At 68.4% G+C, this 14,759-nt stretch carries 6 protein-coding genes and 2 pseudogenes; 2 read left to right on the forward strand and 6 right to left on the reverse strand.

The features are described from left to right. Window positions 1–29: 29 nt before the first annotated feature. A pseudogene (locus ACFVU3_RS19515) lies at window positions 30–266 on the forward strand (glycosyltransferase); the annotation flags it as partial. 7 nt (window positions 267–273) lie between these two features. On the opposite strand, the gene gltX reads toward ACFVU3_RS19515, so the two are convergent. The 3 genes from gltX to metG form a co-directional block, all read right to left on the reverse strand. Next, window positions 274–1,650, reverse strand: a complete 1,377-nt coding sequence (gene gltX, locus ACFVU3_RS19520) for a glutamate--tRNA ligase (protein WP_390067842.1) — start codon at window positions 1,648–1,650, stop codon at window positions 274–276. A 127-nt stretch (window positions 1,651–1,777) separates the two neighbouring features. Continuing rightward, window positions 1,778–2,482, reverse strand: coding sequence for a restriction endonuclease (locus ACFVU3_RS19525; protein ID WP_390067667.1), 705 nt, complete (start codon window positions 2,480–2,482; stop codon window positions 1,778–1,780). A gap of 217 nt (window positions 2,483–2,699) precedes the next feature. After that, entirely contained in the window at window positions 2,700–4,424 is a 1,725-nt protein-coding gene (gene metG, locus ACFVU3_RS19530) for a methionine--tRNA ligase (RefSeq protein ID WP_390067669.1), read from the reverse strand. 355 nt (window positions 4,425–4,779) lie between these two features. Between metG and ACFVU3_RS19535 the strand changes: the two genes are divergently transcribed. Further along, complete coding sequence (locus ACFVU3_RS19535; protein ID WP_390067671.1) at window positions 4,780–5,493, forward strand: creatininase family protein; 714 nt, start codon at window positions 4,780–4,782, stop codon at window positions 5,491–5,493. A 239-nt stretch (window positions 5,494–5,732) separates the two neighbouring features. On the opposite strand, the pseudogene ACFVU3_RS19540 reads toward ACFVU3_RS19535, so the two are convergent. The 3 genes and pseudogenes from ACFVU3_RS19540 to ACFVU3_RS19550 form a co-directional block, all read right to left on the reverse strand. After that, a pseudogene (locus ACFVU3_RS19540) lies at window positions 5,733–5,936 on the reverse strand (phytanoyl-CoA dioxygenase); the annotation flags it as partial. A 71-nt stretch (window positions 5,937–6,007) separates the two neighbouring features. Beyond that, window positions 6,008–8,152, reverse strand: a complete 2,145-nt coding sequence (locus ACFVU3_RS19545; protein ID WP_390067673.1) for a UvrD-helicase domain-containing protein — start codon at window positions 8,150–8,152, stop codon at window positions 6,008–6,010. Then, window positions 8,152–14,757 (reverse strand): DEAD/DEAH box helicase, encoded by a 6,606-nt coding sequence (locus ACFVU3_RS19550; RefSeq protein ID WP_390067674.1) that lies wholly within the window; start codon window positions 14,755–14,757, stop codon window positions 8,152–8,154. The genes ACFVU3_RS19545 and ACFVU3_RS19550 overlap by 1 nt, the downstream gene beginning before the upstream one ends. Between the last annotated feature and the right edge of the window lie 2 nt (window positions 14,758–14,759).

Consider the following 14,759-nt stretch of genomic DNA (forward strand, 5'->3'; position numbering starts at 1 on the left):
CCGTGACGGTACCGCCTAGCCCTCGTCCCTCTCGGGGCGCGGCCGAGGCTCTGCTGCTCGGCCTGATCCGCCCGGTGGCCGGCCTGGGCGACCTCGCCGCGCTGACCAGCCAGCCGGCCCCGGACCTCAGCCGCCTGTCGGCGCAGGTCCGGGAACGCGCGGCCGGGCGCCAGACCGAGGCCAAGGCCGCGTACGAGGCCCTGGCTCGGTTCGATCTGAACTACTTCGGTAACGCCTGGGGCGACCTTCTCGCGAAGGTCGCCTGACCGGCGGCTACGCCTGCGCGGCGGCCAGCTTCTTCGCCGCCGCGTCCAGGCGGGCCAGCACGCGGTCGCGGCCGAGCAGCTCCATGGACTCGAACAGCGGGAGTCCGATCGTGCGGCCGGTGACCGCGACCCGGATGGGTGCCTGGGCCTTGCCGAGCTTGAGGCCGTGCTTCTCGCCGACGGCGAGCAGGACGGCCTTCAGGTCGTCCGCCTTCCAGTCCGCGACGGTGGCCAGCTCGGCGCGGGCGTCGGACAGGATGTCGCCGGCGCCGGCCTTCATCGCCTTGTTCCACGACGCCTCGTCCTCGACCGGCTCGTCGAGGAACAGGAAGTCCACGTAGCTGGTGATCTCCGACAGCAGGGCCAACCGCGTCTGGGCCAGCGGGGCCGCCGCCTCGAAGAGGTCCTTGTCGAACGCGTCCGGGTCCCAGGGCGCGTACGGGGCGACGAGCCACGGCGCGCAGGCGTTGGCGAACTGCTCCGGGGAGAGCGCGCGGATGTAGTCGCCGTTGAACGCCGTCAGCTTCTTCACGTCGAAGAAGGCCGGCGCGGTGTTGACGTCCTCGATCCGGAAGAGCTGCTCCAGCTCCTCGTGCGGCATGATCTCCCGGTCCTCGCCGGGGCCCCAGCCCAGGAGCATGAGGTAGTTCACCATCGCCTCGGGCAGGAAGCCCTCGGCGAGGTAGTCCTCCAGCGCGACCTTGTCGCGGCGCTTGGACAGCTTCTGCCGCTTCTCGTTCACGATCACCGGCAGGTGTGCCCACACCGGCGGCTCCGTGCCGAGCGCCTCCCACAGCAGCTGCTGCTTCGGCGTGTTCGACAGGTGCTCCTCGCCGCGGATGACCTGCGTGATGCCCTCGTCCAGGTCGTCGACGACGTTGGCGATCAGGAAGACCGGGGACCCGTCACCACGGGCGATCACGAAGTCCTCGATCGCACTGTTCGGGAACGCCGGCTCCCCGCGAATGAGGTCGACCACCACGGTCTCGCCCTCGTCCGGCGTCCGGAACCGCAGCGCCCGGCCCTCCTCGAAGGCGAGCCCCCGCTCCCGGCAGAACCCGTCGTACCCGAGGTGATCCGACCCCGTGCGCTCCTTCAGCTGCTCCCGGGTGCAGTCGCAGTAGTACGCCCGCCCGGCCGCGAAGAGCTCCAGAGCCGCTTCCCGGTGCCGGTCGGCGTTGTGCGACTGGAAGTACGGCCCCTCGAAGGCCGCGTCCTCGCCGTGGATGCCGATCGCCGCGAGCGCGTTGATGATCCCGTCGATCCACTCCGGCTGGTTCCGCGCCGCGTCGGTGTCCTCGATCCGCAGGACGAACGTGCCGCCGGACTGTCGCGCCACCGCCCAGTTGTAGAGAGCGGACCGCGCACCACCGACATGGAACATGCCGGTCGGAGACGGAGCGAAACGAACACGAACCGCAGGAGTAGACATGCGCCCCACGGTACCGACGCCGGGCACCGCTCCGGACCACCCCGTCCCCGCACCAGCGTTTTCTGGGCGTCCTCGCTCTCTACTCGTACGTCTCCTTCCACCGCTCCCGGTGCCGCCGGCCCCCTTGTCCCAGGCCGTTGACCGCGCCGAGCGACAGCAGCGAGGCCCCGTTGTTCCACAGCCCGAGGTGATCGCGATGGACGGCGAGGATGTCGTTCTCCGTAGCGAACTTCTCAGCCGGCCCGCTGAAGTACGTGGTGGCCACGAAGATCGCCACGTCGACCTTGAAGTGCACCCTCGCGCCCAGCAGGTCCCGCACCTCCCGGCTAGGGATCTTGCCCTTGGGCGTGTACCGCTTGCACTGGATCACCATGCTCCGCCCGTCGGGAAGGATGCCCAGGACGTCGGCCCCGTTGTCGTGAGAGCCGCCGACCCTGCGCACCTCGGTGCACCCGTCTCGCCGGCACAGGTCCACGACGAAGTCCTCGAACTCCGTCCCGGTCATCGCGTCGACCTCGGCCAGAGTCCGGTGCCCGGCCTTCACAGCCTCGTCGTGCCGCCAGCGCCGATCAGCGCCTCTGGTGGACCGATCGGTTCGCCACAACCACCACCCACCGCCGGCGACGCCACCGAGAACGAGGGCACCCACGAGATAGGGCCAGATCTCCCCCCAGAAGGCCACCAGCACGATGAGGCTCACGCCTCCAGTGATGGCGCCGATCTTGAGTCGCTGCTGGCGACGCTTACGCGCGGCCGATACCCGTCGCTTCCGTGCCGTCGCCATGGCCCTCCCTTTGGTCCAGCACAGCAGGATCAAGGAGGCCGCGCCGAACCGTAAGGGCGCCGATCAGCCAATGGCTGATGTCGTTCGCTCGGCCTGCAAGAGGATGGCGGAGGCACCTGGCCGGCGCCGCATGTGTCGAAACCAGCAACAGCGCCGGGAGCGCTCACACCCGTACCGCCCGATGAGAGTCGGGACGGTACGAGTGCGGGGACGCCTGTCAGGCGTCCGGGGCGCCGCCGAAGCGCTCACGATAGGACTCCAGGTCCTCTTCCGTGATCTTCGCGAAGAGCACCGGCGGCACCGTGAACGCGGTGCCGGCCGGGACGGTGTCCAGGGACTTGGCCTGCTCGGCGGTCACCCAGGTCGCGGTGTCGTTCTCCAGGGCGAAGGCCCCGCGCATGGCGGCCGACGAGGTCGGGATGAACGGCTCGGAGACGACCGCGTACAGGTGGATCAGGTTCATCGCGGTACGGAGCGTCAGCGCGGCGCCCTCGGCGTCGGTCTTGATCTCCAGCCAGGGGGCCTTCTCCTCCAGGTAGGAGTTGCCCGCGGACCACAGGGCGCGCAGGGCGGCGGCGGCCTTGCGGAACTGCAGGGCCTCCATCTGCTCCTCGTACTCGCCGAGCAGCCGCGCGACCTCCTCGCCCAGCTTCGCCTCCGCCTCGCCGGCGGCGTGCCCGGCCGGGACGTCGTCGCCGAACCGCTTGCGGGAGAACGACAGCACGCGGTTGACGAAGTTGCCGAGGGTGTCGGCCAGGTCCTTGTTGACCGTGGCGGTGAAGTGCTCCCAGGTGAAGGAGGAGTCGTCCGACTCGGGGGCGTTGGCGATCAGGAAGTAGCGCCAGTAGTCGCCGGGGAGGATCTCCAGGGCCGCGTCGGTGAAGACGCCGCGCTTCTGCGAGGTGGAGAACTTGCCGCCGTAGTACGTCAGCCAGTTGAAGCCCTTGACGACGTCGACCTTCTTCCACGGCTCGCGTACGCCGAGCTCGGTGGCCGGGAACATCACCGTGTGGAAGGGGACGTTGTCCTTCGCCATGAACTGCGTGTACCGGACGGTGTCGTCGGCCTCGTACCACCACGACTTCCAGTCGCGGCTCTCGCCGTCGGGAGCGGCGTCCGCCCACTCCTTCGTCGCGGCGATGTACTCGATCGGGGCGTCGAACCAGACGTAGAAGACCTTGCCCTCGGCGGCGAGCTCAGGCCAGGTGTCGGCCGGGACGGGCACGCCCCAGTCCAGGTCGCGGGTGATGGAGCGGTCGTTCAGCCCCTCAGTTAGCCACTTGCGGGCGATCGAGGTGGACAGGTGCGGCCACTCCGCGCTGACGGTGGCGATCCACTCCTCGACCTCGTGCTGGAGCTTCGACTGCAGCAGGAAGAGGTGCTTGGTCTCGCGGACCTCCAGGTCCGTGGAACCGCTGATCGCCGAGCGCGGGTCGATCAGGTCCGTCGGGTCCAGGACACGAGTGCAGTTCTCGCACTGGTCGCCGCGGGCCTTGTCGTACCCGCAGTGCGGACAGGTGCCCTCGACGTACCGGTCCGGCAGGAAGCGCCCGTCGACCGGCGAGTACACCTGCCGGATCGCCCGCTCCTCGATGAAGCCGTTCTCGTTCAGCTTCCGCGCGAAGTGCTGCGTGATCTCGACGTTCTGCTGCGAGGAGCTGCGCCCGAAGTAGTCGAAGGCCAGCTCGAACCCGTCGTACACGGCCTTCTGCGCGTCGTGCGCCTGCGCACAGAACTCGGCGACCGTCAGCCCGGCCTCCTTGGCCGCCAGCTCGGCCGGCGTGCCGTGCTCGTCCGTGGCGCAGATGTAGAGGACGTCCTGACCGCGCTGGCGGAGGTACCGGGAGTACACGTCCGCCGGAAGCATCGACCCGACCATGTTGCCCAGGTGCTTGATCCCGTTGATGTAGGGAAGCGCGCTGGTTACCAGGTGTCGAGCCATCCTTGGATGCTCCATTTCGTACGTACGGCGCCGGTGGCGCTGCCACGGCGGGCCCAGGTCGGAGGCCGCAAACGACGCGGACCAGGCAGGTCGCGAGGGAGCGTCACCAACACGCGGTGACGGATTGGGATTGCAGCCACCGCCATCGTATCGAGGGTGCTGGATTCCCTTCGCGGTGATTTCGGCGCCGGCTTGGACGGCCGAAAGTGCTCGGCCGTCCGGGACAGGCGGCCAAGCGAGTCCCGTACGGCCGAGGCATCCCTCATTCTAGGGCCGGGGGCTACCGCGGAGTCGTTGCTGAAGGACCGATGTAGTCGGCGTGAGCCCACACCGTGGCCGACGAAAGGGGAGTGCTGTGAACCTGTTGCCAACCGCTACGAGTGCCGATGTCGAGGAGCGGCAGCCGCGTGTCGCTGTCCTGCCGATCGGTTCCTTCGAGCAGCATGGCCAGTACCTCCCGCTGATCACCGACACAGCGATCGCCTGCATCGTCGGTCAGGAGATTGCCAGTGCCTACCCGGTGCACCTGCTTCCACCGATCACGATCTCGTGCAGCCACGAGCACGCGGCGTTCCCGGGCACGGTCAGCATCAGCGCCAGGACCCTGTTCGCGATGATCGACGACATCCGGGCATCCCTCGCGCGCTCCGGAATCGACAAGCTCGTGATCATCAACGGCCACGGCGGGAACTACGTCCTGTCCAACGTGGTTCAGGAGGCGAATGTCGACGGCCCGACGACATCCCTGTTCCCGCTGGGGCCTGACTGGTCTCGCGCCCGGGAGTGCGGCGGACTGGTGTCAGACCGGCACGGAGACATGCACGCCGGCGAGATCGAGACCTCGATCCTGCTGCATGCCGCTCCCGACCTTGTCCGTGACGGGTTCGCCGACGCAGACCACGATGGCGGTGATCGCCTGTTCCTGCTTGTCCGGGGGATGAGCGAGTACACGAAATCAGGGGTCATCGGCTTTCCGTCGCATGCCACGGCGGATAAGGGGAAGGCCGTTCTGGACAGCCTGCGATCGAGCTTCGCGCAGCACCTTGAAGCGCTGGGTGAGTGGACCTGATCGCGCTGGAGTCTGTCGTACGCAACCTTGGCGGTCGGATGAAACAACTGGCGGCCGGGGCGTGACCGAACATGCCTCCCGCGAGTTCCGCCCCTGCCGCGCCAACCGACAAGCCGTGCTTCCACCGGCCCGCTCGGAGGTCGCCCCAGACTGCAAGTGCAGAGCCGTACCGGATCTCCTTCAACCGACACCGCCGCCGATGAGCGTTCCAACGGGGGCGGTGTCGGCCGACTTCTGCGCTACGAGGAGGTCAAGCCTCGCTGAATGGCGATCTCCACGGGGGAAGGACCATCCTCCCCCGCAATCTGAATCGGCTGTGCCGGGTGCAGTGGCGGCTGGCCGAGGAACCGCGGAACCGACCCTCGGTGTGGCTGCGTCGCGTGCACCAAGAACGGATGGCGCAGGAAGACGTCCCCCACCCGATCGGTAGCCAGTACTTGAGGGGGTCCGGAGGTCGCCTCGAGAGGTCCCGTGGCCGCTAGGTCGTCACTGCTCAGTAGTCAGGTGTTCCTTCCTAGGCGGCAGGATCGCGGAGGAATTGGCTGGGGCGGCCCGACCAGGTGATCGACAGCTGCTCGCGGGCGCGTGTGGCGGAGACGAAGAGCAGAGACTGCTCGCGGCGGAGGTCTGCGGCGTACTGGAGGCGGTCCTCGGCCTCTGGGGTGACAGCGCTGGGTAGCGGCATGTGCTGGGCGCCGGCCCCGACGATGGCGACAGCGCGGTACTCGAGTCCCTTGATGCGGTGCATCGTCATGACGTGGACGCCTTCGTCGGGGTCGGGGACGCGGTAGTCCTCGACCTTCACCGCGGCCAGCTTGGCGTCACGCAGTGCCTGAACAGCGCTGTCGGCGATCGCGTGGGTTCGGGCTACGACCGCGATCTCGTGGGGCTTGATCCCTTCCTGCTGCCAGCTGTCTACGCGCTTGGCCAGCGCTGTCATCTCTTCGGAGGAGGTGCGATAGCCGGTGGTTTCAGGTCTGGCCCCCGCCAGTACGGAGCGGTATCCGCGCAGCTGCTCCGGGTTTCCGTCGAGGTCGTCAAACTTGGAGTCGCCGAGAAGGTTCAGGGAGGCGGCGAGGATTTGCCGGGTGGTGCGGTAGTTGAGGGTCAGCCGCTTGGAGCGCCCACGGATCTTGATGCCGTGGGCACTCAGGGACGTCCGGTTGTCGTAGATCCGCTGGTGCGCGTCGCCGACGATGAACAGGTCGTCGTCGCCGTCAGGGACCAGCGCGCGCAGCAGTTTCCAGTGGGCGGCGTGCAGGTCCTGGGCCTCGTCCACGACGATGTGACGGTACGGGCGCTCTTCGTCGGACCAGCCGGAGGCGATCCGGGCTGCCTGAACGGCGAGCTGGGTGACGCCGGCGGCCTTTTCACGGTCGAGTCTGCGCTCGAATTCCTCGACGAGGGACCAGACCTGGGCGCGTTCGGGGCGGTTGAGGCGTCGTCCGCGCCCGGCGCGGCTGGCGGCGAAGTACTCGTCGCGGCTGCGGATGTCCTGGGCCAGCACCACCTGCTTCCACTCGGCGTCGAGGAAGCGGCCGTCGAAGCGGGGCGTCTGCTGCTCCTGGGAGAGTTCGATCCACCGGTTGAGGATCTCGCCGTCCTTGAGCCTGCTGGGCGCTTCCGCGCCGAAGGTCTCCTTCACGGTGCCGTAGGCGACCTTGTCGATGTTCCGTACGTCGACCTTGGCGAGCAGTTGAGCGCCGCCGAGGTCCTTGAGCATGGACTTGAGCAGGTTGGCGAGGTTGGTGGTGAAGGTGGTGAGCAGGATGGCCTGGCCGGCGGGCAGGCGTTCGGCTAGGGCCTTGACGCGGTGCAGGGCCACGACCGTCTTGCCTGTTCCAGGGCCTCCGGTGACGCGGACGGAGCCCTTGTAAGGGGTCTTGCGCTCGGCCAACGCCCGCTGTGCCGGGTGCAGGAAGATCCGCCAGGCGGACAGGGGCTCGGTGAGGATCCGCCCGAACTCGGCGAAGTCGCCGGTGACCACGAAGGCTTCCTTGGTGGCGGGGCGTTCGATCGCGGCCTCGTAGTCCTGGGTGTCGACCTCGTCGTTGGTGGCCGCGAGTGAACTGACCTGCTCCCAGACCTCTTCGACAGACATGCCGTCGGCGAGGCACAGGATCACGTCGCGAGCCAGCTTGGGCAGGGTTTCGACGATGCCGAGGACCGCGTCCTCGCTGCGGATCTCGCGGAGCGCCGGAACGATGGAGGCGTGGACGCCCAGTCGTTCGAAGTCAGCGTCGGAGACGCTGGCGAACAGCGACGGCGTGTCGGGCGTGGTACTGGCGGCCTTCGCCTGTCCGCTGAGCGTGCCGTAGAGGCTACCGAGATTGATCAGCTCGATGCCGCCGGTGACCTTGTTGATGTCAAAGAGGATGTTCGCGGCGAAGTCGTAGGCGTCGTCGTGCGGCAGCACAGCGACCAGGTAGTAGATGCGGTCGGCATAGTGCATGAGCACGGCCCGGTAGTTGTCGGTGACGCGTGCGGTGCGGACCCTCTTGTCCTTGGCGCCTTTCGGCGGCTTCAGGTTGAGGCCGTTAGAGTCCGGGTCGCGCTGCATCTTCATGATGAACTGCAGCACCTGCGGCTGGACGGAGCCGTCCAGCGCGTCATAGGACTTCCCGAAGACGTCCGCCATGATCACCTTGGCGCCGGACATCAGTTCCCCTCCAACTTCTTGATGAGCTCAGTTACATTCACGGCGCCAGCGCTCGCGACATACCATCCGTCGCGCGCGAAGAGGGCGTCTCGCCGCTCGTCCAGGTCGATGAAGACGGCGACCTTCCTGTCTGGCCAGGCAAGTTCGGCCTGCATCGCCTGGTCCCCGTACTCGAAGCCGACTTCGGGCACGTCGATGCGTCCGTGGCGGGCTTCCTCGACGAGAGCGAGCAGGACGTCCTCGACCTGGGACGAGGCCCATTCGATCGCTTCGGTCCATGCCTGAGGCAGTGGCTGCGGGGCCCCTGCCTCTGTGGGCAGCGCACTGGTCAGCAGAGCCACGGTGTGCGGATCGACCTGACCGCTGGTGGACACCGCGACCTGGTGGAAGGAGCGGGGGAGTTCGTCGGGGCCGGCGGGCTGCAGGAACTGCAGCAGGTTCGACCAGCGCAGCCAGTCCGTCCAGCGGTCCTTGTGCTCGTTGCCTGTGATGGCTTCCGGCCGGTCGTCGAGCACGGCCAGCGCTGACCATGCCCGCATATCCGGTTGCTTGCTGCGCGGCTCAGGCCGACGGTCCAGCAGGCCGATGATCCGCGTCTGGCCTGAGGTGCGAGCGTCGAACGCGACGGCCTCTGTGGCCGAGGCCGAGGCCGACAGGTTCGCGCCGCGCAGTACGTCGTGAAGCACCCGTCCGGTCTCTTCGCGGTCCACCGGCTGGGGGCGCGCCGCTGCTCCGAAGCCGCCCAGCAGGCCGGCTGCCCGTCGAGCCCACTTGGCCCGATCGGGGTCGGCGAGGAACTCCAGCAGGGTTTCAACCGGGTTGCGTAGCACCGGGTCGAGGGTGTCGTCGGGGCGGGCCTGGCCAACCAGGCTTTGATGGATCTGGCGGGCGAGCTGGAGTGCGGCATCTGTGTGAAGCGGCCGGGCATGGGCACGAACCTGCTGCCCTTCCGCCGCACTGCCGACACCTGCTGCCCACGTCATGACGTCGTCCCAGGTCAACTGCCATACCAGTGCGCCGTCCGCCCGGAGGGCCGCGCGCTTGGCGGCGTCGTCGGCGATGCGATTGACCTTCTCGCTCGCGTGGAAGGCGAAGCCGTCGAGGAAGACCGCGACCCGTTCCGCTGGGCCGTCGGTCCGCTCCAGGAGGAAGTCGGGTTCGCTGGGCACGGAGGTTTTCGTCCGTACGTGGTCCCGCATGCGCCAGCGCGTGGCCGCATCACCGCGTGTGAAACGGAGCTCATGCTCCACGCCGCCCTGGCCGGCCTTGGCGGCGACAGACCCGTCTTCTTCGTCCCTGCGTCCCCAGGTGATCAGGGTGCGGACGAACCGGTCCTCCAGTTCGCTGTCGACGAGCTGGTCGATGCGTACGCCGGAGAGGGTGTCGACGGCTTCGACCGCCCAGTCCTTGAGGATCTCGTCCAGGAGTTCCTTCGCGATGCGCAGCGAGACGTGCGGGTGTTCGCTGCTGGATACGAAGGGAAGCAGGCAGCGATGGCAGGGGGTGCGCTGCTCCTCCTTCTGGCAGGGGCAGTCCCGCAGCGCTGTCTGCGCGAGGGTCAGGACACGGTGCAGCACCGTGGCGTCCGCCAGGTGCTCCAGGTAGCCGGTGCCGCCGGGCATCGAGTCGTGCAGGACGAGGAACCGCCGGCGCAGTTCCTGGCTGTCGCCGGGCATGCTGTCGGTGACCACACGGATGTGGTCGGGAGCGCCGCCGAAGTGCTTGGTGATGCCCAGGAGCAGGGCCGCCTTGAAGGAGATGAGGCGGTCGGCGAGGTCGATTGTGGAGACGGGCAGCAGGATGCGCAGCGCCTGGGTGGTGAGCTCGTGGGCGAGCAGCAGTTTCTCCGTCGGCTCGTGGGCGACGCCGTCGTCGCGGTGTGAGCACCAGTACGCGTGGCGGGTGCCGATCCGCTGGGCCGAGGGGTCCCATGCCTGCGGGTGGGTGCCGCGCACGCCTCCGCATTCCAGGCATGTCTCGAAGCCGGAGACCTGGACGTCTTCTCCGCGGATCGCGTGGGTCGACCCGGGTGCGGCTGAGGGCCCGAGGTTGATCGTGCGGATCGTCGCCACGCGGGCAAACTCGACGCCGAAGGGCAGGCCGCTGCCAGAGCGGCGCCACGCCCTCAGTCCTTGCGGCTGGTCCTTGTCGATGTCGACGAGCGTGACCACGTCGAACTGTTTCCGCTCGCGTTCGTCGCGCTCGTCGGTCAGCCGGGCGTCTTCGCGTCGCTCGCGGGCGAGGACCCGCTCGGGCACCAGCACCTTGTGTACGGCCCCCGGGTCGGCGATCTGCGGTGCCTTGCAGCGCGGGCAGGCGGTGATGTCGAGTCCGGTTTCCTCGGTGGCCACGAATCCGCATTCGGGGCAGAACCGCCACAGGGCGTACGCGTTCTCGCCACCGCCGACACCGGTGCCGAGGTCCACGGTGCTGACGATGAACTTGTAGCCGTCGCTGTGGAAGATGTTGCCGGGGGCAAGTTCGGTCAGTGCGAGCCGGGAGCCGCGGCCGTAGTCGGTCGAGCTCTCGTCGAACTCCCCGTCGCTGTCCTTCCACCACAAGGTGGCGTCTAGGACGGTCGCTTCGTCGTGGAGGGTGTAGTTGGGCAGCAGGCCCAGCCGCACAAGGGCGTTGATCGAGTTCTCCGAGACGAGGGCGTCCCGGCGCTTGCGTACGGTCCGCTGCTCGGCGAAGAGCTGGCGCCGCTGCTTGTCGCGCTCGGGGTCACCGGAAGCAGTCGACAGCGCGTCGAAGGCCCGGCCGATCTGCCGCATCCTCGAGCGCAGGGCAGCCACTCGCTTGTTCCACGCGCTGGCCGCGGCTCCGACGGCTTCCTCCAGGCCCTGGGCGGCGAAGTGCTGGACACCCTGGGCCGCGGCCGGGGTCATCGCGGGGAACAGAGCGATGAACGCGTCGGACAGCTGGGCATGGCGGGTGCCCGCGACGTCGAGGAAGCGCCTGAACCAGCCGTCCTCGGCCAGGCCATGTCCGAAGAGCTCCCCGATGCGCGGAGGCATGGGGCGTTCGGGGATCGCTGTGCCTTCCCACAGGCTGCGGTCCGCGGCGCGGTCGAAGAGGAAGGCCAGGTACTGGCGGCGCAGGATCTCCGAGGCGTCCAGGTAACAGTCCGGCGGGATGATCCGGCCCGCCAGCATCTGCTCCGGAACGTGCAGGTAGTAGTGGCTTCGGGCGCCTCGCGGTACGAAGGTGACGGTGAGCGAGTTGCCGGTGCTGCGGCCCGCCCGGCCGATCCGCTGCGCATAGTTGGCAGGCGCGGGCGGCATGGAAGCGAGAAGTACGGCAGACAAGTCGCCGATGTCGATGCCGAGTTCAAGGGTGGGTGTGCAGGTGAGAACGTTCGGGTCGAAGGCCGAGGCCCGGTTCTTGAAGGCAGCTTCAACATGCTCACGCCGCTCGCGGCTGAGCGCGCCGGTATGTTCAGCGGTCAGTACGTCGCCTGGGCGGTCGATGGTGTACAGGTGCCGGTAGTAGTCGGCGGTGTAGTCGCGGTCGTCCTCCACGAAGTGGCCCGAGCAGTGGAACCGCAGGCATGCGGTGCCCAGCCAGTCCTCGCGGCGGCTCGGTGGCACGGTCTGCCGCCAGGTGCAGGTGTCGCAGCGCACCCCGCACGCGTTCACGCCGGCTTCCCCGCCTGGTGCGGCATTGTCGTCGATGCGGTGTATGAGGACGTTGCGGGGCTTGAGCGCGTAAACGAGCGCGCCGCCCTCGGCGTGATAGGTGGCCAGGATTTCGCGCTGGGCGAGCAGTTTCATGGCGAGCTCGGCCACCGCCCGTGCCTCGCGCCGGTCGCAGCCCAGCGAGCGGTGACCCCAGTCCGCGAACCAGGTGTTGTCCCGGGTCAGAGAGTCGAAGCCGGTGGTGCGGGTGCTGCCCGACACGGGGAAAGCGGGGGCAGCGAGTCCCCTGGGGAAGGCAGGCATGCCGGTAGGACGGCCGCCCCAGACAGGCCAGCGCCTTGCGCCGGCCTGCCGGATGTACTCCTGCAGCCAGGGGTGATACAGAGCCCCGCGCAGGCGGAGTCGCTCGGCCAGCCCGCGCAGGAATACCGCGTACGCCCCGTCGTCTGGAGGCAGTGAAATTTGCCCGGGCAGGCGCTGGTGCCGCTCCCGCAGTTCGGCGCAGAGCGCGGGCAGATCCTTGAGGTCGACCTCCGCGGCAGCGGTTCGGGTCAGCTCCAGCGTGCGGCCCAGGCGGGAGCGCAGACCGAACTCCATGAGGGTCTGGAAGACCATGCGACTCTGCAGCATGTCCGCGCCGGCATCGCTGAAGTCCTCTGTTTCATCGAGGAGGGTGAGGATGTCCGGGTTTTCTCGCAGATCAGGCGGGACGATGGAGGCGAGTTCGCTGCGCTTGCCCGCGCCTGCGGCCGTCACGACAGCCTCGGCGGCGTCAGCAGCGAGATCATGTACAGCGACAGGCCGACCCGCGGTGAGGTGCTGGGTCAGCAGACCGCGGAAGGTGAAGCCGAAACTGCGGTTGGCGATGAACGCGGCGCGGTGGGTGGCGTCCTGCACCGAGTCGGTGAACACAAGCAGCTTCCGCTCGTCGCCGGCGAGTCCCCGGTCGGAGAAGAGCTGTGTGGTGGTAACCGAGGCGAGAGTGGCGGTGCCAGCACCGAGGAAGCGCATGCCGTCGTCGAGACCACACGAGGGGCACTCCTCGTCAGGGGCAGCGGGCAACGGCCCATGAGGCGTGATGACCGCGACGGTGTCCTCGGTCGGGTTGGTCGTCAGCCGCTCATTTTCGGCGTGCAGGTGCAGTACGGGGTACTCGTCCGGGCGAGCCCGCAGCATCCAGCGCACGGCCCGCTTCTTCTGTGCCGAAGCCTTGTAGATCTCCAGCGTGTTCGTCTTGAGCTGCTGCCACTCCAGTTCCGTGGACAACGCAGCCCAGCCGGACCGCCCGCAATGACGGCAGTACACGGCAGGAAGATGCCGCCGGTAGGGCGGCCCCACAGGGCGACGCGACGCATCGGTCCGCTCTCCGCCCTCCCCGGCGCTGTCGACTTCCGCCGGCTGATAGATGGCGAGGTTGGCGGGGTTCGGCCGGGAGTCCCCGGTCGGCCCGTCATCGTCGTACCAGCGGAAGTGGGGCTCAGCGGTCGCCGCACGGATGACGCGGCGGACCTCACGCACCCAAAGCTGGGCCTCAACCCGCAGGAATGGACCAGGTTTTCCCGTCACGGGGTGCAGGGTGCGGGCGTGCGAGATCAGTGCGAGGATCCGCGCGAAGGCGAGCTCGACAAGCCGAGGGTTGCTGCGCGCTGCCTCATCCCAGGCCGGTCCGCCGCCGCGCTGGGCGAACTCGCGGGCGATATCTGGGATCGTGACTGGGCTGGTCCCGGCGACGTCGAGGATCGCCTTGACCAGGATGTGCTGCTTGAGCTTGGCGCCGATCTGAACCGGATCACTGAGGGGTTGGCCAAGCATGAGCCGGGCCAGGTCTGCGAGCGCTGACTCGTCGTCCAGGGGGTCGGGCAGCCCTGCCAGAGCCGCAGGGGCTGGTGAGGGGAGCAAGAAGTCGGGGTCGGTGACGACCTCTCCGGGCAGCAGCCGGTTCTCGCCGATGAGCGCGGCGTCGGGAAACGGTGTCCCGAAGACCTTCTCCGCGAACTCACGCAACAGCTCCCGATCAGACCTCTCAGGCCCGTCCAGGGCCAGGGGCGAGGAGCCGCTGGGCATTCCCCCGCCGAGCGTCGCCGATGTCGCCACAGGTGTGATGTCGCCGAGGGGGCGTCCCTCGCGGGCTGCCCCGGTGGCTGCGCCCAGGCGGCGCAACAGCATCGCCACGTCGGTGCCCTGGGCGCCGTCGTAGGTGTGGAACTCGTCGAGGACGACGAAGGCGAGGGAGTCTGACTTCCAGAGCGGGGCATCCGGAACGCGCTGGAGCAGGAGGTCCAGCATCTTGTAGTTGGTGAGCAGGATGTCCGGCGGGTCGGCACGGATCGCGTCCCGATCGGTGATCAGGTGCTTGATGGTGGGATCGCCGGCGAGGGACGTTGCACCAGTGTCGCGGCCGTACGAGCCGGGCTCGTTCGAGTCTTCGTCCGATGCCGAGCGCGGTCCGGAGGCGCCGCCGATGTAGATGCCGGCGGTGACGTCCTTCAAGGCTGCCTCGGTACCGAGGAAGTCATCGATACGGCGGGCCTGGTCGTCGGCCAGGGCGTTCATGGGGTACAGCAGCAGGGCCTTTACACCCCGCTGTCCCGCGGCGCGAGAACGGGCGCAGTGGTCCAGGATCGGTACGAGGAACGACTCGGTCTTACCGGATCCGGTGCCGGTGGTGACGATGGTCGGCTCCGGCTGACGCCCCGCCTTTGAGGACAGCCGCTGCCATGCCGCGGCCTGGTGTGTGTACGGCGTGAAGTCCTTCGGGCACCAGTCGAGCGCGGCCCCCCACCCGGAGGACGCCTCCCGGAAGGGGGTGCGCACACGCAGATACGGCCCCCGGAACAGCCTGCTCTCCGGCCGCTCCAGGAACGCGTCGAGCTCATCGCGTACGTCGTCATCGGCGAGAGCGAAGCTCGTCGTCAGGTAGGTGGCGAGGGCGCGGCGAAGGTCCTCGGCGACCAGAGAGGGCAGCATGA

The sequence above is a fragment of the Streptomyces sp. NPDC058052 genome, assembly GCF_042885515.1.
In the GTDB taxonomy this organism is placed as follows: Bacteria; Actinomycetota; Actinomycetes; order Streptomycetales; family Streptomycetaceae; genus Streptomyces.

Coding starts and splice junctions, on each gene's coding strand:
- ACFVU3_RS19545 (WP_390067673.1), bottom strand. CDS start 8,152: ATGTCCGGCGCCAAGGTGATCATGGCGGACGTCTTCGGGAAGTCCTAT.
- metG (WP_390067669.1), bottom strand. CDS start 4,424: ATGGCTCGACACCTGGTAACCAGCGCGCTTCCCTACATCAACGGGATC.
- ACFVU3_RS19525 (WP_390067667.1), bottom strand. CDS start 2,482: ATGGCGACGGCACGGAAGCGACGGGTATCGGCCGCGCGTAAGCGTCGC.
- ACFVU3_RS19550 (WP_390067674.1), bottom strand. CDS start 14,757: ATGCTGCCCTCTCTGGTCGCCGAGGACCTTCGCCGCGCCCTCGCCACC.
- gltX (WP_390067842.1), bottom strand. CDS start 1,650: ATGTTCCATGTCGGTGGTGCGCGGTCCGCTCTCTACAACTGGGCGGTG.